Source organism: bacterium (assembly GCA_028820935.1).
In the GTDB taxonomy this organism is placed as follows: domain Bacteria; phylum Actinomycetota; class Acidimicrobiia; order Spongiisociales; family Spongiisociaceae; genus Spongiisocius.
This window is the reverse complement of record JAPPHZ010000051.1, coordinates 58,520-79,529: the sequence shown is the minus strand read 5'-3', so window position 1 is coordinate 79,529 and position 21,010 is coordinate 58,520. Positions and strand designations below refer to the sequence as shown.

The 21,010-nt window shown below is 66.5% G+C and carries 20 protein-coding genes and 1 pseudogene; 16 read left to right on the top strand and 5 right to left on the bottom strand.

From position 1 onward, the window contains the following. Positions 1–98 precede the first annotated feature (98 nt). Both OXM57_15235 and OXM57_15230 read left to right on the top strand, forming a co-directional pair. Complete coding sequence (locus OXM57_15235) at positions 99–1,040, top strand: IS1595 family transposase (protein ID MDE0354032.1); 942 nt, start codon at positions 99–101, stop codon at positions 1,038–1,040. Between the two features lie 132 nt (positions 1,041–1,172). Beyond that, positions 1,173–1,391, top strand: coding sequence for a hypothetical protein (locus tag OXM57_15230; protein MDE0354031.1), 219 nt, complete (start codon positions 1,173–1,175; stop codon positions 1,389–1,391). A 697-nt stretch (positions 1,392–2,088) separates the two neighbouring features. Here the strand turns inward: OXM57_15230 and OXM57_15225 are convergent. Continuing rightward, the gene (locus tag OXM57_15225) at positions 2,089–2,361 is read right to left on the bottom strand and encodes a hypothetical protein (protein MDE0354030.1); all 273 of its coding nucleotides are present in this window, start codon (positions 2,359–2,361) and stop codon (positions 2,089–2,091) included. A 108-nt stretch (positions 2,362–2,469) separates the two neighbouring features. Here OXM57_15225 and OXM57_15220 point away from each other — a divergent pair, with 108 nt between their 5' ends. The 9 genes and pseudogenes from OXM57_15220 to ptsP all read left to right on the top strand — a co-directional run bounded on the left by OXM57_15220 (position 2,470) and on the right by ptsP (position 10,431). Continuing rightward, positions 2,470–2,973: a hypothetical protein gene (locus tag OXM57_15220; protein ID MDE0354029.1), complete on the top strand. Its 504-nt coding sequence runs from the start codon at positions 2,470–2,472 to the stop codon at positions 2,971–2,973. Between the two features lie 52 nt (positions 2,974–3,025). Further along, on the top strand, positions 3,026–3,169 hold the full coding sequence (locus tag OXM57_15215) for a hypothetical protein (protein ID MDE0354028.1): 144 nt from the start codon (positions 3,026–3,028) through the stop codon (positions 3,167–3,169). Positions 3,170–3,652: 483 nt separating this feature from the next. Beyond that, the gene (locus OXM57_15210) at positions 3,653–4,327 is read left to right on the top strand and encodes a hypothetical protein (GenBank protein MDE0354027.1); all 675 of its coding nucleotides are present in this window, start codon (positions 3,653–3,655) and stop codon (positions 4,325–4,327) included. 142 nt (positions 4,328–4,469) lie between these two features. Then, a pseudogene (locus tag OXM57_15205) lies at positions 4,470–5,966 on the top strand (PTS mannitol transporter subunit IICB). Between the two features lie 19 nt (positions 5,967–5,985). Beyond that, positions 5,986–6,426, top strand: a complete 441-nt coding sequence (locus OXM57_15200) for a PTS sugar transporter subunit IIA (GenBank protein MDE0354026.1) — start codon at positions 5,986–5,988, stop codon at positions 6,424–6,426. Then, entirely contained in the window at positions 6,423–7,538 is a 1,116-nt protein-coding gene (locus OXM57_15195; GenBank protein ID MDE0354025.1) for a mannitol-1-phosphate 5-dehydrogenase, read from the top strand. The genes OXM57_15200 and OXM57_15195 overlap by 4 nt, the downstream gene beginning before the upstream one ends. 46 nt (positions 7,539–7,584) lie before the next feature. Then, positions 7,585–7,884: a hypothetical protein gene (locus OXM57_15190; protein MDE0354024.1), complete on the top strand. Its 300-nt coding sequence runs from the start codon at positions 7,585–7,587 to the stop codon at positions 7,882–7,884. A gap of 15 nt (positions 7,885–7,899) precedes the next feature. After that, complete coding sequence (locus OXM57_15185; protein ID MDE0354023.1) at positions 7,900–8,697, top strand: inositol monophosphatase family protein; 798 nt, start codon at positions 7,900–7,902, stop codon at positions 8,695–8,697. A gap of 39 nt (positions 8,698–8,736) precedes the next feature. After that, complete coding sequence (ptsP, locus tag OXM57_15180) at positions 8,737–10,431, top strand: phosphoenolpyruvate--protein phosphotransferase (GenBank protein ID MDE0354022.1); 1,695 nt, start codon at positions 8,737–8,739, stop codon at positions 10,429–10,431. A 30-nt stretch (positions 10,432–10,461) separates the two neighbouring features. Here ptsP and OXM57_15175 read toward each other — a convergent pair whose 3' ends face one another. Beyond that, a complete protein-coding gene (locus OXM57_15175) occupies positions 10,462–10,716 on the bottom strand; it encodes an HPr family phosphocarrier protein (GenBank protein MDE0354021.1) in 255 nt (84 codons plus the stop codon). 416 nt (positions 10,717–11,132) lie between these two features. On the opposite strand from OXM57_15175, the gene OXM57_15170 reads away from it, so the two are divergent. From OXM57_15170 to OXM57_15155, 4 genes are read left to right on the top strand one after another with little or no spacing between them, the layout of a single operon-like run. Then, positions 11,133–11,927, top strand: a complete 795-nt coding sequence (locus OXM57_15170; GenBank protein MDE0354020.1) for an SDR family NAD(P)-dependent oxidoreductase — start codon at positions 11,133–11,135, stop codon at positions 11,925–11,927. 29 nt (positions 11,928–11,956) lie between these two features. After that, positions 11,957–12,787, top strand: a complete 831-nt coding sequence (locus OXM57_15165; protein MDE0354019.1) for a phosphoenolpyruvate hydrolase family protein — start codon at positions 11,957–11,959, stop codon at positions 12,785–12,787. 48 nt (positions 12,788–12,835) lie between these two features. Further along, the gene (locus OXM57_15160) at positions 12,836–14,047 is read left to right on the top strand and encodes a Tm-1-like ATP-binding domain-containing protein (protein ID MDE0354018.1); all 1,212 of its coding nucleotides are present in this window, start codon (positions 12,836–12,838) and stop codon (positions 14,045–14,047) included. Positions 14,048–14,084: 37 nt separating this feature from the next. Then, positions 14,085–16,082 (top strand): FAD-dependent oxidoreductase, encoded by a 1,998-nt coding sequence (locus tag OXM57_15155; protein ID MDE0354017.1) that lies wholly within the window; start codon positions 14,085–14,087, stop codon positions 16,080–16,082. Positions 16,083–16,552: 470 nt separating this feature from the next. Here the strand turns inward: OXM57_15155 and OXM57_15150 are convergent, their stop codons facing one another. The 3 genes from OXM57_15150 to OXM57_15140 are packed head-to-tail and all read right to left on the bottom strand — an operon-like array spanning position 16,553 to position 19,785. Continuing rightward, complete coding sequence (locus tag OXM57_15150; GenBank protein ID MDE0354016.1) at positions 16,553–17,467, bottom strand: formylglycine-generating enzyme family protein; 915 nt, start codon at positions 17,465–17,467, stop codon at positions 16,553–16,555. Positions 17,468–17,497: 30 nt separating this feature from the next. Continuing rightward, the gene (locus OXM57_15145; protein ID MDE0354015.1) at positions 17,498–18,739 is read right to left on the bottom strand and encodes an amidohydrolase family protein; all 1,242 of its coding nucleotides are present in this window, start codon (positions 18,737–18,739) and stop codon (positions 17,498–17,500) included. Continuing rightward, on the bottom strand, positions 18,736–19,785 hold the full coding sequence (locus OXM57_15140; protein ID MDE0354014.1) for a hypothetical protein: 1,050 nt from the start codon (positions 19,783–19,785) through the stop codon (positions 18,736–18,738). Before OXM57_15140 ends, OXM57_15145 begins: the two co-directional genes overlap by 4 nt. Positions 19,786–19,872: 87 nt before the next feature. Here OXM57_15140 and OXM57_15135 point away from each other — a divergent pair, with 87 nt between their 5' ends. Further along, a complete protein-coding gene (locus OXM57_15135; protein ID MDE0354013.1) occupies positions 19,873–20,916 on the top strand; it encodes a Gfo/Idh/MocA family oxidoreductase in 1,044 nt (347 codons plus the stop codon). The last annotated feature ends 94 nt before the right edge of the window (positions 20,917–21,010 follow it).

Genomic DNA, 21,010 nt, shown 5'->3' with positions numbered 1-21,010 from the left:
TAGTTGCTAGTTGCTAGTTGCTAGTTGCTAGTTGCTAGTTGCTAGTTGCTAGTTGGGACCTTGCTACCCTAGTTGACAGCACAACCAAGGGGGAAGCAGTGGGGGGAGAGACTCTATCTGTTATCGAGTTCAGCCAGCTCATACCTGACGAGGAGGCAGCGAGAGCCTGGTTCGAGGACCAACGGTGGGGGAAGACCGGGCGATACTGTCCGCGGTGCGGATCGACCAGCACGCGTGAGGCCTCCCACAAGACGATGGCCTACTGGTGTACCGACTGCCGCTCGTACTTCTCCGTCCGCACCAACAGTCTCATGGAACGCTCCAACCTTCCCCTCCTCAAGTGGGCATTGGGCATCTACGTCCACGTCACACACCCCAAGGGCATCTCCGTGAGCGCGTTCAAGGAGTACGTAGGGGTGGCGCAGAGCACCGCCTGGTCCATGCTCCACCGCATCCGAGAGGCCTATTCCACACCACCTCCGCCGTTCGAGGGACCCGTGGAGGTGGATGAGACCTACATCGGAGGCAAGGAGAAGTGGAAGCACGCCCACAAGAAGCACTGGCACAAGGGAGGACCAGGGGACAAGACAATGGTGGTGGGGGCTAGAGACAGGGCCACGGGGAAGGTGTGGGCGAGGGTGCTGGAGCCCCTCCCTGTGTGCTCGTACTACCCCACGAAGAAGGATCAGCTACGCGAGTTCGTCGCCCGCACCACCACGGCCGACGCCATGATCTACACCGACGGGGAACTCTCCTACCGAGCCCTACCCCACCACGAGTGGGTGGATCACGGCAGAGGTGAGTACGTCCGAGGGGAGGTCACCACCAACGGTGTCGAGTCCCTGTGGGCGGCGTTCAAGAGACGCTACGTGGGAACGCATCACTGGGTCAGCGACAAGCACCTCCAACGCTATGTCAACGAGGTGTGTGGGCGGATCAACACGAAGGACCTCGGGACCCTGGATCGGATGGGCTACGTGGTACGGGAGATGAGGGGGAAGAGGCTGCCCTACCGGAAGCTAGTCGGGGAGACGGGATAGAGCCATTCGCTGCAAGACTGCTCCCGAGCTAGAATTATTCTCAGCTTGTAATACGTAAACATCGAACAGAGCGCGACGAACCCTCAAATTTGACCAAAGAGGTTCGTCGAAGCGCTCGGACAAGGAGTGCCAATGGCGCATGGTACCGCTGGTCCCATGGGGCTGCAACCCGCCGACGAACAGCGCCTCGAAGCACTTCTTGACAAGTGGGCTAGAGGGGTCGCCACCGAATTGGAACTGGCGCACCTGGAAGCACTCCTCGACAAGTGGGAGGCAGAGATGGCGACGCAACTCGACGAGACCATAGAATCCATCCTCGACCACTTCGACGAACTGAGCCGGATGCTTTGATACAGAAGTGCGGCGGAGAGTCGTGAGGAACTCAGACCGCCAGCGGGAGCTTCGACGACGAGGACTCATCCGATAGTGGGATACTACGGACAGGGCGCTGTATGCGCCAGGGGTCATGCCATCACAGGTGATAGGTCGAGATTCCCCGTTGAGAAGTTCTGCTCGAAGTGTGGAGCTTCGATTCTCGTTCGGTGCTCGGAGTGCGACACGAACATTCGCGGTAGGTATAAGGCCGACGGCGTTATCTCGTTTGCGAGCTATGGGCCGCCTTCGTTCTGTAACCACTGTGGAGCCGCGCATCCTTGGGCGAGCCGAAAGGAACGCCTGTGGCACGTCGAGAACCAACTTGCGTCGGAAAACCTGGACGAGGCCGACCGACTGACCCTTCGCGAGGCATTCGAGGAGTTAACAAATCCAGAACTTCCCGAGAAAGAGCAGGTTGCGCGGTGGGAAGTGATCCGGAGTATCGCGCCAGATGCCCTGAGCACCACATGGAAGGTCGCCGAGTCGCTCTTGACGGCTTACATGAAAAGCAAACTAGGCATCTGAGGCAGCCGAACCCCCTCGGGTGTCGGTACTCGGCGTAGTTGGCGTTACGAGTCCGTAGGACGATGCTGGCACGGGCATCGGCGCCTGAGTAGCGCATAGACCAACGCGATTCGTACGGCGGTCGCTACGCCCAGGAACACCCAGGGCATTATTGTCCCCCCTCGGTTCCCGAGCGCTTCTTGACAGCCTCCCATATCCCCCAGACCGCCAGTACTAGAAAGCCGGCAGGCACTCCGACGAGACGCCACAGGAGCACGAGGCCGAGGAGGACAACGGCGGTTCCCGTGCAGGCAAGCGGATGGTCGAGCAGCAGGGCCATGGCGCCTACGATGACGGCCAGAACAACGATGGCGGTCAGGCCGAGCGTGGCCCATCCCACTAACTCGTCGGGGTGGTGGACAAGCTCCTCCCACCAGTTCATTGTTGGTGGTCCCTCCGGTTGGGGCCTTCGTTCTTGCTACAGACACGGGACCGCAACCGACCGAAGGGACCATGCGACGAAGGTCCCCAGCGGTAAGGTTGTCCCGTTATGTCTGTAGCAACCCTCAGCGTACCCAACCCGCCGAGGGTTGTCATGCGGTCTATAATGGGTGCTGGAGTCAGCGACATTGGAAGACCGGTTGAATTGCGACCCTACGGCGATGTAGACGCGTACGCCGCCGGCTACTGGACCGACGCCCTGAGTGCTGCCGTGAAGGCAGAGCGTGAGGCGTTCGAGGAGGTCCTGACCGTCATCAACGCGCAGATCGCCGAACACAGTCAGAACTTCAGTCCGTCATTCACCAAGACACCGTACATCCAGAACTGCTCCCGAGACCTTGGCGTGAAGGACACAGACCTGGCAAGGCCCCTAGAGATCAACCGTCACTCTCAGAAAGCCTCGTCGCGTAACTACCAAGCGGCTACGAACTACCTCGACAAATGCCGTCAGGAAACTGATCGGATGGCCGAGAACGCCAGCCTGGCGGGCGTTGAGCAGGACGTGATCGCTGGCCTTCTGGGCGATGATCCACCGGCTCCGACGATCCACTGATGGCCATGCCACAGCGTCCGCCCACAGTTCGACATAGAGGACGACATCGAAGATGACTTCTAAGCAGAAGCGTAAGCGTCAGAAGAAGCCGCTCCACCTCACCCCCGAGCAGGTGAAGGAGGGCGAGCGGGTGGCTAAGCGACTGTTGCGTGAGGTGCGCCCGTTCGTCAAGCCGGATGTCAAGCGCGCCGGCTAGGTGACTCTAGTTCGCTGTCGGGGTTGTAGGAACCTCATCGCTCGTACAGCCGTCGTCATGTCCCCGGTGTGGCACTGATCAGCTTTCGATGTCGAGGGGCAAGTACGCAGTGTTTACCCTCGTGGTCTCTGTGGTGTTGGTCGTTGCCGCGTGGAGGTTCTGGGTGGCCTACGGACCTGAGATCATGGCCGAACTCGGCCTCTAAGGGCAACTTCGTAAGTCCTGCTTAGCCCGGTCTGTCAACTAGGGGCGAAAGGTCCCTGCTAGTTGCTGTTAACCTATACTGACTACTGACTACTGACTACTGATCTCTGAGAGGTGGCCGGTGGCCATTGGGCCGTCAGGCGACCTGGAGGTAGTCAAGTTCCTCTGGCCGGCAGACCTAGTGCGTTTCCTTGACAACTCCGCGCTACAACACTCACTGGCCACTGACCACAGGCCGCTGCGGCTAGCCTGGTCCGGTCCCCCACCTCGATAGGAAACGTGAGCCGGTCCAACATTCCCCGCCTGCCCGTCGGAACGGTGCTGAGAGACGGTGTGGCCGGACTCCGCGCCGGCGGCGGCCCCCTTATGGCCCGCGCGGCAATCCTGATGGCCGTACCTACGGCCGTGCGCCTGGTCTCGCTGGCCATTAGCAACTACTGGACGAACCTGGCCCTCTGGATCCTGGCGCTGGTAGTGGCCGGTTACGGCGCCTGGCCCGTCTCCCGGACCGCTCTGGCTGCCGTCTCGCCCGGCGCCGGGACAGGACCGCCGCGGGACGACTGGTGGGCGCGCGACGGCTTCGTGAGGTCCTCGGCGGTGTTCTTCCTGACCGTCGCGGTGGGAACCCTGTTCTTCATCGTGCCCGGCATCATGGTGCTGATGATCTACAGCCTCTACGCGTTCCTGATAGTGGAACGAAGGGCGACCGGGTTCCAGGCCCTGGCACGGAGCGCGGAGATGACCAGTGGCAATCGTATCCGGCTCCTAGGAGTCGTATTCGTGTGCGCCCTGCTGTTCGTCCCCGGAGTGGCGGCCCTCTACTGGATGGGGACCCTCAACGGCGGAGAACAAGGGCTCGCGGGCAGCATCGCCTTTTGGATCCTGGGTACACCGGCGGTGGCCTTCAGCTTCACCTCCGTAGCAGCCGCTTACAGGAAGTTCGCTCACGGCTGAACGGGGAGGTAGGGGGGACACCCAACCCATCCGGGATTCGAGGCGCTATCGCGATGCTGACTCCGAGTCAGAAAACGTTTGTCAGCGCGATGACGGTTCTCTAGGATTGGCCGGAGTAGCTAGCTACGTCCGAGGAGGCCGGATGCTTACACATCTGCAGAAGTTCGGTGGTTTCATGGCGGGCATGGTCATCCCCAACATCGGCGCGATTCTCGCGTGGGGACTGATCACCGCCTTTTTCATTCCCACCGGGTGGATACCCAACGAGAGTCTCTCCGAACTGGTAGGTCCCATCATCGTCTACCTGCTGCCCGTATTGATCGGGTTCACAGGCGGCAAGATGGTGTACGGCCATCGGGGAGGCGTGATGGGCGCCATCGCCACGATGGGAATCGTCATCGGCGCGGACTTCGAACTGGCGAGCGGCGCCACAGGCGATCCGCCCCAGTTCCTGGGCGCCATGCTGGTCGGGCCCCTGGCGGCTTGGATCATCATGAAGATCGACGAGTCCTTCTCGGACAAGGTCGCGGTCGGGTTCGAGATGCTTTACAACAACTTCTCGGCCGGAATCCTGGGCTTCGTCCTGGCCATACTCGGCAAGGTGATCATCGGTCCGATCATGGCCGCTATCGCCACCGTGTTCGGGAACGCGGCCGAGTGGTTCACAGACGTCGGATTGCTACCGCTGGCGGACATTCCAATCGAAGTCGGGAAGGTGTTGTTCCTGAACAATGCCATCAACCACGGGGTCCTGGGCCCGCTGGGCGTCGAGGATGCCGCGGAAACCGGGCGCTCGATCTACTTCCTCCTCGAGACCAACCCCGGACCCGGCCTAGGACTGCTACTGGCCTACTGGTTCGCCGGCAAGGGCCTGGCCAAGCTGTCGGCGCCCGGCGCCATCGTCATCCACTTCTTCGGTGGGATCCATGAGGTCTACTTCCCGTACATCCTCATGCACCCGATCATGATCCTGTCCGTGTGGGCCGGCGGCATCCTCGCCGACATCATCTTCGTGATATTCGACGCGGGGCTCACCGCAACGCCTTCACCCGGTTCGATCTTCGCCTACCTGGCGGTGATACCGAGAGGGCAGCACGTCGGGGTTCTCCTAGGGGTGCTGGCCGCAGCGGCTGCCGCCTTCGTGGTGGGCACGCTCCTGCTGCGGGTATCCCCGGTGAAGGAGAAAGAGGGAACCGAGGACATGATCGGCACCATGCCCGGTATCCCCACCGGCTGAACAGCCTAAGTAACGCCTAGAGCGGAAGAGCCTCCCTCGGGGGGCTCTTCCCTTCTCCAACCAGAAGGATCATCAAACATGAGTTCAGTTTCGAAAGCGGCGGCAGATGTCCGCTGGATCGTCCTGGCGTGCGAGGCGGGGATGGGCTCCAGCCTCATGGTCACGAACTTTCTGAAGAAGAAGGTCAAGAAGGCCAAGCTCGATATCAAGGTCACCCACTCGCCGGTCCACGACATACCGGCCGGCGCCGACGTGGTGGTCACCCACGCCGGTCTGGCCGATCGTGTCAAGCAGGTCGCGCCCGAGGCGGCCGTGGTTGCGTTCCGTTCATTCCTGAACGACCCGGCGCTGGTCAAACTGGTCGCCGATCTATCCGCGGGCGCGGACGTCGAAGGGGTCTGAGAGCGGAGCGGAGGCGCGCATGGAGTCTGTAACAACCGTCGAGGCGATCACACTCGGCGAGCAGGAAAACACCCGTGAACAGGCGATCGAGCTGGTATCGGGCATGCTGTTCGACCTGGGCGCGGTGGAGGCCGGGTACGGGGAGTCGATGCTGGCCCGCGAAGGCGTGATCTCGACCTACCTGGGCAACGGGGTCGCGCTCCCCCACTGCACCTACGAGGACCGGGGTCTCATCAAGCGGACCGCGCTCGTCCTCGCCCAGTACCCGGCCGGCGTGCCATGGGGCGACGAGGAGGATGTCGCCTACCTCGTGTTCGGGCTGGCGGCGGTAGGCGACGAGCACCTGGCCGTCATGTCGCACCTGGCCGAGGTTCTTGACGACGAGGAGTTGTGCGACCGGCTGGCCGTAACCACCGATGAAGCTTTCGTTCGGGAGACCCTGGCCGCTCCCACAGAATGACCGGACGGCGGGTCACGGTATTCGGCGCCGGCAACATCGGCCGCGGCCTGATCGGATGGCTGTTCGGACGGGCCGGCTGGGAAGTGGTATTCGTCGACATCTTTCCGGAGCTGGTCGATCTCCTGAACAGTGAGGGTTCGTACCAGGTCGTCGAGGTGGGTAAGTCCGGGCGCTGTACGGTGACGATCGACCGGGTGAGCGCCGTCGCCGGGACCGACACCGATCGGGCGGTGCGCGCCACCGCCTCGGCCGACGTGGTGTGCACTGCCGTGGGTGTCGGAGCGCTCGAGAAGGTCGCCCCCGTCATCGCCGCCGCTCTGGCGCAGGACGGCAGCAGGGTCGGCAACGTGCTGGCCTGCGAGAACGCCGATCCCAACACCGCGCTTCTCCGCGACCATGTATCGGGAGGATCGACCGCCATCCCGGCCGATGTGGGCTTCCCGGAAACCATGGTGGACCGGCTGGTGCCCGGCGCCGCCGGCGAGGGGCTGACCGTCGAGGTGGAGTCCGCGTTCGACTTCAAGATCGCCGAGGAGGGCTGGGTCGGCGAACCGCCCGCGGTCGAAGGCTTCGAGTTGGTGTCCGACCTGGTGCTTCACCGGAAGAAGAAGCTCTGGCTGGTGAACGGGCTCCATGCCGCGGCCGCCTTCCTGGGTCTGCGATCCGGGCACGATTCGATCGCCGAGGCCGTCTCCGACCCCACGATCCGGAACCGTCTCGAAGAGATGGTCCAAACAATGGCCGGGGTACTGGCAGCCGAGTTCGGCCATCGCAGCGGCGCCGAACTGGCCGGCTACGGACGGTCCAACCTGGATCGGTTCACCGTCGGCGCCCTCACGGACCCGGTGCGCCGGGTGGCGCGCCACCCTCTCCGGAAGCTGGGGCCTGACGAGCGCCTGGTGGGCCCGGCCCGGGAGGCGGCGCGGATGGGTCTTCCGACCGGCGCCCTGTGTGAGGCCATCGCCGCCGGGCTCTCGCTGGACGACGCCGGGGTACCCGGGATCGAGGACCTGCGCGATGCCCTTGCTCGCGGCGGGTGGCAGTCCGTCGTCCGTCTCGAACCCGAGGACGGACCGCTCCTCCGGATGCTCGAGCACCGGGTAGGCGGATGAACCCCGGCTACGGTCTATATTCGTTACGCGACCGGTAGGGATGAACATGGCCCCCATGAACCACGAACAGTTGTGCCAGGCGATGGTCAGCAAGCTCGCCGCGGAGCCGGACCCGTCCGGCCAGGCCGACCTGATCTGCTCCAAGGGCGCTCTAGGGATCGCCGCCGACCGCAAACAGATCAAGAAGACCGTCAAGCGGCTCCGGTCCATCGAGGACTACCGGTTCCTGGTGATCAACCGCGGGGATCTCTTCGCGGCCAATCCGGCCACCATCGGCACCAAGATCGGCATCCTCGACGAGAACGGCGCCCTCCTCAAGGCCGCCGACATCCCCCGCCGTCGTTAACGGCCTGCGACCCCGTTGTCCGAGGCCGATCTGCCGGTAGCCCTGGAGGCGGCCCGCGCGGGGGCGGCGGAGGTCGCATCCGGTGTGGACCGGCGGGTGGAGGTTCGATACAAGGCCGACGCCGATCCCGTCACCGAGGTGGATCATCGCTCGGAGTCAGCCATCCTCGACGTGATCTCCCGGCGCCGGCCGCGAGACCCGGTGTTGGGCGAGGAACGGGGCGGGCGCCTCCCCGAGGACGGCCGGGTGTGGCTGGTCGACCCTTTGGACGGCACCACCAACTTCGTGCACGGCTTCCCATGGGTCAGCGTTTCGGTGGCGCTCTGGATCGACAATGCCCCTGCGGTCGGGGTGGTGCTGGACGTAATCACCGGCAACGAGTACACGGCGGTGGCTGGAGGCGGCGCCCGCGCCAACGGATCGCCCATCGCGGTGAGCTCCGTGGAGGACTTCGGCGAGGCCCTGATCGTCACCGGCTTTCCATACGAACGGCGAGAACGGCTCGAGATCTGCGATACCCGCTTCCGCCGGGTGCTGGGTGCGGCCCAGGGCGTCCGGCGCCTGGGTGCGGCGTCCCTCGACATGTGCATGGTGGCGCGCGGGCGGATGGACGGATACTGGGAGGAGGACCTGCCGCCTTGGGACATGGGAGCGGGCACCCTCCTCGTGACCGAGGCCGGCGGAACGGTGAGCGACCGATCCGGCCGGGCGGTCGGCCCCACCGGCGGGTTCGTGGTCGCCAGCAACGGATGCATCCACCACCAGTTTCTGGACACGCTACGCGAGCCGAGCCCCTCCGACCGGCTACCGTGAGCGTTGTATGGAGAAGATGAGCACGTCAGGAACCTTGCCGTGATCGAGCGCACCGGGATCGGCGCCTCGCCGGGTGTCGCGATCGGCCCCGCCTACCTCCATGTCTCGCAATTGCCCGACGTCACCCGGCGCCGGGTGGAGGATCACGCCGTAGAGGTGGAAAGGTTCCTCGGCTCCGTGGCCACCGTCCGGACCAGGCTGTCCGACCTGGCGGCGAGCCACGGCGAGGGGTCGGATGAGGCGGAGGTAATCGGGGCGCACCTCCTGCTGCTGGAGGATCCCGAGTTCACCGGTGAGATCCGCGACCGGATCGAGTCGGAGTCCGTGTGTGCCGAGGCGGCGGTATCCGAGGTGACCGAGGAGTCGGCAGGAATGCTGGAGTCGCTCGATGACGAGTACCTGGCCGCTCGCGGCGCCGACGTTCGTGACGTCGGCACGCAACTCCTCAGGTCCGTGCTCGACCTGCCCCTCGAGACCTGGGAGGCCCTGGAAGTCCCGTCGGTGCTGGTCTCGCAGGACTTCTTCCCCTCGGAGACAGCCACCATCCCACCGGGAATGGCCCTCGGCCTCTGCACGGAGGAAGGGAGCGCCACTTCCCACATTGCCGTCTTCGCCAGGGGAATGGGGCTTCCGGCCGTGGTGGGAGTCGACCTGCCGACCACCGAACCCGGAACGTTGATCGCCCTGGACGGTGAGACCGGCCAGGTCTACGTTGATCCCACCGAGAGCGTGATCGGGACGCTCCGGGAACGCCAGGAGGAGCAGCGGAGAGCCAGAGCGAGCGCCGCGGACCGGTCGCGGCAACCGGCCCTGACCAGGGACGGCACCCGGATCGAGGTGGCGGCCAACATCGGCTCGGACACCGACGCCTCCCGGGCCGTGGAAGCGGGCGCCGAGGGAGTGGGCCTGTTCCGGACCGAGTTCCTGTTCCTCGACCGCACCCGTCCCATCTCAGAGGAAGAGCAGTACGAGGCTTACCGGACGGTGCTTGGCGCCTTCGGGGACCACCTCGTGGTGGTCCGCACCCTCGATGTGGGCGGCGACAAGCAGGTTCCCGGCATCGAGATCGGCGAGGAGCTCAACCCGTTCCTGGGCCTCCGGGGCATCCGGCTCACGCTGGCCCGCCCCCACATGATGCGCGACCAACTGAGGGCGCTGCTCAGAGCGGGGACCGAGGGCCGTCTGGCCATCATGGCGCCCATGGTGTCGGGCATTGCCGACCTCATGGCCTTCCGGTCGGCGCTGGCCGAGGCGGAGCAGTCGCTGGCCGCCGACGGCCTGCCGTTCGCCGCGGACTACCAGGTCGGGATCATGATCGAGATACCGTCCGCCGCCCTGATCGCCTCCCGGCTCGCACCCCATGTCGACTTCTTCTCCATCGGCACCAACGACCTCACGCAGTACACGCTGGCGGTGGACCGGACCAACCGGGAGGTCGCCGACCGGGCCGACCATCTCGATCCGGCCGTCCTGAGGCTGATCGGGGAAACCACTTCGGCAGCCGGGGCCGCCGGGCCCTGGGTGGGCGTCTGCGGCGAGATGGCCGGCGACCCCGTTGCCACCCCGATCCTGATCGGGCTGGGCGTCAAGGAGCTGTCGGTGGCCATCCCTTCGGTGCCCACCATCAAGGAACGGGTCCGCAGCCTGAGCCACGACAGCTGCCGGGAGTTGGCCGACGAGTGTCTAGAGGCAGCCGACGCCGCCCAGGTGCGACGGATACTCGAAGGGGCGTGAGGCCAGTCGCCGGTGGCGAGTGGCGAGTGGTCAGCCCTCTTCGGACAGCAACTCCCTGAAGTCCGCCAAGACCTCGCCTGCATCGTCGCCGTCCACCTCGATCGTGACCGTGGTGCCCAAGGTGGCTCCCAGCTTGAGGATCCCAAGCATGCTCTTGGCGTTGACGGTCTTGTCGTTGGCGGTTACGGATATGTTCGACGGCGACGCCTTGGCACGCTTCACGAACTCGGCGGCCGGGCGGGCGTGGAGACCCGCCGGGTTGGTGATGGTGATCTCTTCTCTCATCCTGCTAATCCGATCCGAGCGGGCCACGAACCCTAGCAATCCGAATCCGGAAGAACGCGAAAACCGCGGCGAAACGCCTCCGCCCGATGGGCCCGCCCCCACCGCCACCACCTTGGGTCCGAGGCGCGTCCGGCCCTACCCCGGGATGGGGCCACCTCGGACGATTTGATCCCTCCGGCAGCCCGGTCGACGTCGCATACAGACTGCTGGTGATTACGGTCATCCGTTAACATAAGGAGGTCTTGTGACACGATCAACCCCCTTGTTGGATGATCGCAAAATGTCGCGAGCCAAGTACGTTCGGACCGGCCTACAACCGCCCGCGAGGGTCTGGGCATGAAGGACCATGGACTCGGGACACTAGGATTGCGCCGCATCCCCGGAACCCTTATCCGTGCGACGAAGGACCGAGCAGTTTGAGCCTCCCGTTTCCCGACATCTCCAGGAACCTCTTCGACCTGAGCGGCCATTGCAGCATCGTTACCGGGGCCGGACAGGGTATCGGCAAGGCGCTGGCCACCGGCTTCGCGCACGCCGGTAGTGACTTGGTGCTCGTGGATCTCAACGGCGCTGTCCTAGAGACCACCGCTGCCGAGATCGGGGAGATCGGTCACGGGGTGGCGACGGTGGTGGCCGATGTCACCGCACCCGACACCCCCGAGCGGATCGTGGCCGCGGCCAAGGATCTGAGCGAGCGGATCGACGTGCTGGTCAACAACGCCGGGATCATGGGCTACGCCGACATCATCGGGGTCACCGACGAGCAGTGGGACCGGATGTACGGGATCAACCTGAAGGCTCCCATGCGGATCATGCGAGCGGTGCTCCAGGAGATGGTGAACGCCGGGCGGGGCAGCGTGATCAACATCGGCAGTTCCTGGTCGTCCCGGGCCTCGGTGTTCAACCAGGACGGCGGGGGTGTCGACTACTGCTCGGCCAAGGCCGCCCTGCAGTCGTTGAGCCGGGCGGCTGCCCAGGACGTGGCGCCGCACGGCGTCCGGGTGAACGCCATCGCCCCGGGCGCGGTCGACACGCCCATGCACGCCCATCACCGCGACTACCTGTTCGAATACGAGAAGTACATCCCGCTGGGCCGGATGGAAGTGGCCGAGGACCTGGTGGGACCCGCCATCTTCCTGGCGTCGGATGCCGGGGCGTACGTCACCGGCCAAACCATCCACGTCAACGGCGGCCTGCTGATGGTGGACTGACAGCGGGACCACGAGAGGAGCGAAACCGTATGTTCACGAGAGATCAGGTTTTGGAGCGGCTCCGGGCGACCCTGGCGAGCGGGAGCCCGATCATCGGCGCCGGCGCCGGTACAGGAATATCGGCCAAGTTCGCCGAGGCGGGAGGCGCCGACCTGATCCTCATCTACAACTCCGGCAAGTACCGGATGGCCGGTCACGGGTCCAACGCCGGCCTGCTGCCGATCGGGGACGCCAACGCCATCGTCATGGAGATGGGAGAGCGGGAGGTGCTCCCGGTCGTCAAGGACACGCCGGTGATCGCGGGAGTGAACGGCACGGACCCCACCAGGGTCATGGATCGGTTCCTCGGCGGGCTCGAGGCGATGGGTTTCTCCGGAGTGATCAACTTCCCATCCATCGGCTACACGGACGGGCGCTGGAGGGAAAGCCTGGAAGCCACCGGCTTCGGCCTGGACCGGGAGGTCGAGATGCTGCGGACCGCCTCGGAGCTCGGCCTGTTCACCATGTCCTATTGCTACGAGGCTCATGAGGCGGCCGCTTTCGCCGAGGCGGGAGTGGACGTGATGGTCGCCCACCTCGGCCTCACCACCGGCGGCAGTATCGGCGCCACCGACTCGTTCACGATGTCCCTCGACGCCTGCATCGAGCAGGCCGTAGAGACCAGGGAGATCTCCGAGGCGATCAATCCCGACATCATCGTGGTGCTGCACGGAGGACCGCTGGAGGGACCCGAAGAAGTCGGGACGGTGATGCGTGGATCGGGCTGCTACGGGTTCGTGGGCGCCTCCACGATGGAGCGCCTGCCGACCGAGGTGGCCATCGAGAGCACGGTCCGCTCCTTCAAGAGCGTGACCATCTGAGCACCCGCCCCGCCCTGCCCGAAGTGTGGTGATCGTGGACTGCAGGCCATGAGCAGGGTCGTGGTTGCCGGCGCCTTCGATACGAAGGCCGAGCCGCTCGGTCTGCTGGTGGAGGAGCTCCGTAGCCTCGACGCTTCCCCCATCACCATCGACATCGGCGTTTTCGGCGGTGACCATGGCTGCGACCACCCGGCAGAGGCCGTGGCGGGAGCCGCCGGATTCTCCCTCGAGGAGCTTCCTCCCCTGGGCAGGGCGGGGGCGGTGTCGGCCATGATCAGTGGCGCGGCCCGCATCCTCCGGCAGTTGGTGGATGGGGGCAACGTGGGGGCGCTGGTCTGCATGGGCGGCTCCAACGCGGCGGCGGCCTTCTCCGTACTGGCGCCCATCGTTCCCATCGGCATCCCGAAGATCCTGATGGCGACCTCGGTGGCCGGCGAGACCAGGGCGCTGGTCAACGGCGGCGACGTGACCATGCTCTACCCCATCCTCGACATCGAGGGCGGCAACCGGATCCTGCGGAGCATGATCGGCCGGCTGGCCCATGTGGCGGTGGCGCTGCTGCGGGCGGGCGGGGCGCTCCCGTTGAGCGCACCGGGGACCGCGGTCGCCCTGACCATGTACGGCGTCACCAACCCCTGCGTGGCCCACTGCCGCGAGCTCCTGGTGGATCGCGGCCTCGAGCCGCTGGTGTTCCACGCCAACGGCACCGGAGGCCGGTCCTTCGAGTCGTTCGTGAGCCAGGGCCTGGTCGCATCCGCCATCGACGTGACCATCAGCGAGGTGGCCGACGAGCTGTTCGGGGGCCTGTGGCCGGCGGGATCCGACCGCCTCACCGCGGCATCCCGATCCGCCGTCCCGCAGGCCATCGCCCCGGGAGCGATCGACATGATCTGCCTGGGGCCCCTGGCAAGCCTGCCGGACCGCTTCCGGAACCGGCCCCACGTGGCGCACAACGACCTGGTCACCCTCGTGCGCACTACCCCGGAGGAGAACCACCGGCTGGGCCGGACGGTGGCGGAACGCCTCGGGGTCCCTGGAGCCGCCACTTCGGTACTGGTGCCGATGAGGGGCGTCTCCCAACTCGACATCGAGGGAGGCCCTTTCCACGATCCCGGATCCGTGGAAGCCTTCGCCGAGGGCGTAGCGTCGGGACTCCCGCCCCACTCCCCCGTATCGTTGGTGAGGATGGACCACCACATCAACGACCGGGAGTTCGCCGAGGCGCTGGTCACCGCGGTCGATCCGGTGCGGGCTCGATGACCGACCACCGGGTAGACGAGTCCGGGGGAGGTCGTTGATGAGCTTCGAGAACCTGCTGCGTCCCGGCTACATCAACCGGATGCACATGCGAAACCGGATCATCGTCGGCCCCATGGAGAAGTCGCTGGCCAACCTCGACGGGTCGCTGAACGAGCGCTACATCGCCTACGCGCGGCGGCGTGCGATGGGCGGGGCGGCGCTGATCCAGCTCGAGTCGACCTACGTGTCGCCGGAGGGTCGGGGAAACCCGTACCAGGTGGGTTGCCACGGGGACCACGTCATCCCGGCCCTCACCCGGATGGCCGCAGAGATCCACGCGCACGGCGCCAAGCTGGCCATGGAACTGCACCACGGAGGCCGCCAAGCCTCGGTCGCCGCCCACCACCGCCAACCCATCGCGCCGTCTGCGATCCCATCCTCCATGATGGATCCGGGGACGGTTCCCCGCGAGATGACGGCGGCCGACATCCGCCGGGTGATCGGGGACTTCGCCAGGGCCGCCGAGCGATGCCTGGCGGCGGGTGTCGACATGATCCACCTCCACGGCGCGCACGGCTACCTGCTCGGCCAGTTCCTGTCGCCGCAGTCGAACCGTCGTACCGACGGCTACGGAGGGTCCCTGGCCAACCGGGCCCGCTTCCCCCTGGAGGTTCTCGCCGCGGTCCGGCAGGTGGTCGGTCCCGCTTATCCGGTCGGCTACCGGATATCGGCGGCCGAGTACGTGGAGGGTGGCCTGGAGGCGGACGAGTCGGCCCGTTTCGCGGTCATGCTCGCCGATGCCGGGATCGACTTGATCGACGTGGCCGGAGGCACCTACGAGTCGATGTCGATGATCTTCCAGGGACCGGAGTCGCCCAAGGGCGGCTTCATCGAGGAGGCCGCGACGATCCGCCGGGCGGTGGGCGGCCGGGTCCCGGTGAGCGTGGCGCAGCGCATGAACGATCCGGTGTTCGCGGACCGGGTGATGGAGCGGGAGGGTTTCGAGTATGTCACGCTGGCTCGCGCCTTCCACGCCGACCCCGACTACGTGCGCAGGCTGTCTGAAGGACGACCCGACCGGATACTGCCCTGCATAGGGTGCAATACCTGCGTCAACCTGACGGTGGCCCGTATCCCGACCGGCTGCGCCGCCAACCCCGCCAGCGCCTTCGAGCTCTCCCGGGACAGCTACCGACCATCACCGGGGCGGGTGCGCGTCATGGTCGCCGGCGGCGGGGTGGCGGGCATGCACGCCGCCCGGTTCCTCGGCCTCCGCGGCCACGAGGTCCTGCTTTGCGAGGCGACCGAGCGGCTGGGTGGCCAGCTGCACTACCTGCGCCGCGCCCTGCCCGAGTACGGGACCCTGGCCGACTGGCTGGCCCGCGAGCTCGACGAGCTCGGGGTGAGAGTCGAGACCGGCCGCCGGGTCGGGGTTTCCGAGATCTCCGAGGCCGATCCCGATGCGGTGGTGGTGGCGACCGGAGCGCGGGGAGGCTACCTGTGGGCCGGCACGCAGGAACCCACCGTCCCGATCTTCGATGTCCTCTCCGCGCTGGAACGGCCCCCGGACGAGTGGGAGCAGGACGTGGCCGTAATCGGCGGTGACTTCGTAGCCTGCCGGGTTGCGCAACACCTCCGCCGCTCCGGGGCCGGTATCCACATCATCGAAGCCGGAGCGTCCCTTGCCGCGGACGGCGCCTTCACCGGGTTGCTGGCCGAGATCGAACTGGAGGCGGACCAGGGGGTCACCATCCATCGTGAAGCCACCGCGGAGTCGATCACCGGCGATGGCGTGGTGATCCAGAGCCGCGGAAGAGAAAACCGGTTGCACGTGGGATCGGTCGTGATCGGCGGCCGGCGCCCCACCTCGGAGCTGTCGGACGAGCTGAGCCGGTCCGGGCTGGCGGCCGGCATCTACACCATCGGCGATGCGGTCCGGCCGCGAGACCTCTACGCCGCCGGCCAGGAAGCCGCCGAGGTAGCCGAACGCATCGACCTGGCCGGACACGCCAGAGCCCTGCGCTCCTCTCTAGCGGGTCCCACCACCCCCGGCTGAGCCCGCACAGGGAGAACGGCAAGAGTTTTTCGCGTTCTCTCCGGCAAGGCTCGGACTTGTCACACCCCCGACATACGTTGCCTATCGCCAAGCACCTAACCGGCCCATGAGGTGATACCGATCGGAACGGCCGGATCGAGGGAACACGACAACTCGATGGAGCGAACCGCCGATTCCCGGCATCCAGCCGGGCATGGCCGACCACGCTCCAAACCAGGACAGGTGGTGGCGGGGGAGGGCCCGGTGCGGAGCGCCGGTTTTTCGCGAGTTCGGCCTGCTTTTTTCGCGAGTTCGGGGACTTCAGGACATTCTTGAGGCAGAGGGCGTCAAATATGACGCCCTGAACCTCAGGAACACCACGGCTCCCGAACCTGAGGATCACCGCACCAAAAATGACGCCCTAATCCTCAGGATCAGTGCGCCGCGGCGCGAAGGGGGTGGCCTCCCATGGTCCCCGCCGAGAGTCAGAGTCATGCGGGCGATACGCAGCGGAACCCGATGTGCCCGGCGGAGGTGTCGATCGTCTGCGGCTGGCGGGCAGCCGGGCGGTAGCGGAAGCAGTACTGGATCGTGCACAGGTGCGACCCGCCCTTGATGGTGCGGGAGGGGAAGGGGTCCGGTTTGTGGATCAGGGTGTGCTGCTCGCTCCTGGGCGGGCCGCAACACCTTGACCCGGCCGTCGGTGGCCCCTCCCGGTAGCGGGTGGAGGTCCACTCCCAGACGTTGCCGATCATGTCGTACAGGCCGTAGCCGTTGGGGGCGTAGGAGCCGGCCGGGCTGGTCCGGGTCCAGCCGTCCAGCTCCGTGTTCTCGTAGGGGAACCGGCCCTGCCAGGTGTTGGCGCGAGGCATTGTCTCCTGGAAGTCCTGATCGCCCCAGGCGAACTCGGCTCCCTCGAGACCTCCCCGGGCGGCATACTCCCACTGGGCCTCCGACGGGAGGCGCATGCCGGCCCAGCGGGCGAAGGCCACCGCGTCGGGGTAGGCGACGTGCACCACGGGATGGTCGTCCAGCCCATCCAGCGACGAGCCGGGCCCGAGCGGCCGGCGCCAGTCGGCGCCCGGCGTCCATGCCCACCAGTTGCGGAAGTCCCCCAGGTCCACAGGCCCGTCCGTCATCCCGAACACCAGCGAGCCCGGCACCAGGTCCGCCGGACGAGCCCCCGGGTAGAGACTGGGATCGGGAGGACGCTCGGCGAAGGTCACGTAGCCGGTGTCGGCTACGAACTCCATGAACCGGCGGTTGGTGACCGGGTAGGCATCGATCCGGAAGGGGTCCACCCGCACCTCGCGGGCGGGACGTTCCTCGGGATAGTGGTGGTCGGATCCCATCAGGAACTCCCCGCCAGGGATCCGGATCTGTCGTCGATCGGGCGGCGCCGTCATCTCACCGGTCCGTGCCCTCCTGCCCGGAATCTAGGTGGACGAGCAGCGGCCCTGGGTGTCCTTGTAGACACGGCCTCCCTTGATGACCGCCACGATCCGGTCGGGGTCGGCGAGCGCTCCGATCTCGTCGAGCGGTTGGCCGTCCACCAGGATCAGGTCCGCCTCCTTGCCCACTTCGACAGTGCCGATCCGGTCCTCCATGTAGAAGATCCGGGCGTTGGTCGTGGTTGCGGTGGTGATGGCTTCCGCCGCGCCCATGAACCGGGCCTTGTTGGGTAACTCCCGACCACGCCTGTCCTGGAGAGGACCGACGATGTCGGATCCCGAACCGACCCTGACCCCGGTTTCTCCCATGATCTCGATGCTCCTGCCTACCTCCGACTCCACCGCCTGCAGCTTGGAGAGTTGGGACGAGGTGAGGCCGGCTTGCTCCGGATTCTCCAGCAGGTCGTACTTGACCGCCAAAGTGACCACCGCAAAGGCGTCGGAGTCCACGATCCGCTGGGCGGCATCCTCATCCAGGATGCTGGCGTGCTCGATGGAGCGGATCCCGGCCGAGAGGGCCCGGCGGATGGCATCAGAGGTGTGGCAGTGGGCCAGTACGTAGGTGTGCCAGTCGGCGGCCGCCTCCACCGCGGCGCGCAGCTCCTCGTAGCTGAACTGGAGGCTGTCGAAGGGATCGGTCGGCGACAGAACCCCACCGGAGCTGAACACCTTCACCTGGGTGGCACCCTTGCGAAGCTGTTCACGGGCCGCTTTGCGTACCTGGTCGGGGCCGTCCACCACCTCGGGGGTGGCCGACAGTCCCGGGATACTGCCCTGGGGGTGGGCGTGGTGGTGGGCATGTCTCAGGTCCCCGTGGCCGCCGGTCTGGGAAAGCACCGATCCCGACGGGAGGATGCGCGGCCCGTCTATCACACCCTGTTCGACCAGTCGAGCCCAGCGCGGGTCCAGACCCCCCGCGTCCCGGACGGTGGTAAACCCCTCCTGGAGGGTGTTCTCGATCACCCTCCGCACGGTGAACACGTAGTCGATCCAGGGCAGGTCACCCACATCGCCCGCCGACGACACCAGGCCCATATGGACATGGGCATCGGTCAAACCCGGCATCAGGGTCAGTCCGGTCGCGTCGATCACTTGGTCCGGGGAACTTCCCACGCCGGGTCCGACCCCGCTGATCGACGACCCCGACACGGCCACGTCCATGCCCGCCAGCGGGTCGGCGCCGGTGCAGTCCAGCAATTCGGCGTTGCGGATCACGAGACTGGTCATTCGCTTCCTCCCTGGTAGTCGAGCTGCAACTCGGGGATGACGAAGTTCCCCCTGTCGATGATCTGGCGGTCGTCCACCCAGATGGAGTGGTTGCGGGTGGGGATGTCGAAGTGGAACGGAGCCCGGTTCTCTCCCTTGAGGAGACGCACGAAATTAGCGCCGAAGGCGATCAGCATGTTGCCGTAGTAGCTCTCGGTGTCCATCACGCCGCCACTCTCCCAGAAGCGAAGGCCCAGGGCGTTCCAGTTGGCCCGGTGCTCGTATCCCCATCCGATGTGGGACACGCCGTAGGAGCGCCTGTCCCGGGGCGCCTCGAAGTGATCCTGCGCGAGCTGGGCGTCGGTTCCGCCCTCGATGGAGACGATGCTCCCCTCCCGGAGCTCCATCCGGACGGGAGACATCACGTAGCGACCCAGGTTGAGCAAGCAGTCACCCTCGTCCAGCACCAGCGTTCCCTCCGCCGAATGCTCCAGCGGCGCCACCACGACCTGGCCTGAGGGCCAGTGGTCCCAGCGCCCCGGCGTGTCCGTGTACCCGTACTGGGTCATGACCGGTCGCCCCTCGTAGCTCAGGGTGAGATCTGTCCCCGCCTCGGACTCGATGTGCAGGGTGGTGCCGGCCGCCAGCAGGGCCTCGCTGACCTCCGCCCGGCGCCGTATCTCGGGGATGGGGAACATGCGGCGGAGCATGTCCTCGGGTTCCAGGAGCATCAAGGTGCGCGCCCCGGCGTCGAGGGCCGCGTTGTGGGCGTCGCTGTAGATCCACTCCGTGGTGGGCGTTGCCACCACCAGGTCGGATCCCTTCCAGGCATCGACGATGGCCTGGGACTTCATCCAGCTCTCGTCGGCGGCCACCGTGATCTGGAAGTAATCGGCGCCCAACACCCGCGCCGCCGCCGCCAGCGCGATGTTGTACACCTGGTTGCTCATGGTGTCGGTGAACCCGAGCACCGTCTCTCCAGGCTGCACGTTGCACAACTCCAAGTGGTCCCGGAAGAGCGGGACCAGCTCCGCGCCGGCCGCGGCAGTGGTGGGGACTCGGCGCATGGGACCACCTTCCGGGGGCTACTGCGGGCGTATACTACGGCCGATGTTGAGGGCCTCCCTCCTTCGCCCCACCTCCTTTCCCCCGGCATGAGCCTCCGCTTCGGCCTGATCGGTACCGGGGGAGGCGGCCATCTCTTCGCAGGCGCCCTGGCCGGACGCCCCGGCGGCGCCCGGCTCGTGTCGGTCTGCTCCCGCAACCGGCAGCGGGCCACCGACTTCGGCGCCGGATACGGGGTGACCGAGGTCCACACCGACTGGCGCGACCTGATCCGGTCGGACATCGACGCGGTGTGCGTGGCGTCGCCGACCGGCGACCACGCCCGGATGACCATCGCAGCGGCCGCCCAGGGTCTCCACGTCCTCACCGAGAAGCCCGTCGCGGCCACCGTGGCCGACGCCGACCGGATGATCGAGGCCTGCCACGCGGCCGGGGTGACCCTGGGCTGCATCTACATGTACCGCTTCCTGGAGACCGCCCTCCGGATGAAGGATGCGGTCGCCGGCGGTCAGATCGGGCGGCCTCTCATGGCGGAGTGCACCGGACTGTTCTACCGCGATCAGCCCTACTACGACTCGGGTGAATGGCGGGGTAAGTGGGCCTCCGAGGGAGGTGGTTCGCTGGTGACCCAGACCAGCCACACCCTGGACCTGATGCTGTGGATGCTGGGCGACGTGGAGGAGGCGATCGCCTTCTACAGCACCTCGCCCCTCCACCGCATCGAGGTGGAGGACATCACAGTGGGTTTGCTCCGGTTCGCCAACGGCGCGCTGGCCACCCTGCTGAGCACCACCGCCGCCGTGCCTCCCGAACCCCGGACCCTCACCATCCGCGGCACCGAGGGGACGGTGGGCATGGTCGATGACCGGCTGTCGCAATGGGAGGTGCCCGGGGGTCCTTCTCCCGAGATCGACGAGCTGATGAACGCCGGGCCGGTGGACCGTGGAGACACTCTTACCCAGGCCGGCTACGCCGACTCGAGCCTGCATCACCTCCAGATGGAGGACTTCGTGGCCGCGGTCGCCGAGGGCCGCCCGCCGCTGGTGGACGGGCGGGAGGGCCGCCGCACCACCGCGGTGATGGAAGCCCTCTACGAGTCGGCCCGCCGGGGCCGGGCGATCAGACCGGCCTGAAGGCCGGGTACGGATCGGGCGTCCGGCGCCCCGGGCAGGGCCGGCAAGCCGGAGCCTCCGAAACTGTAGACTCCCCAGCTTCCCGGAGAGAAGG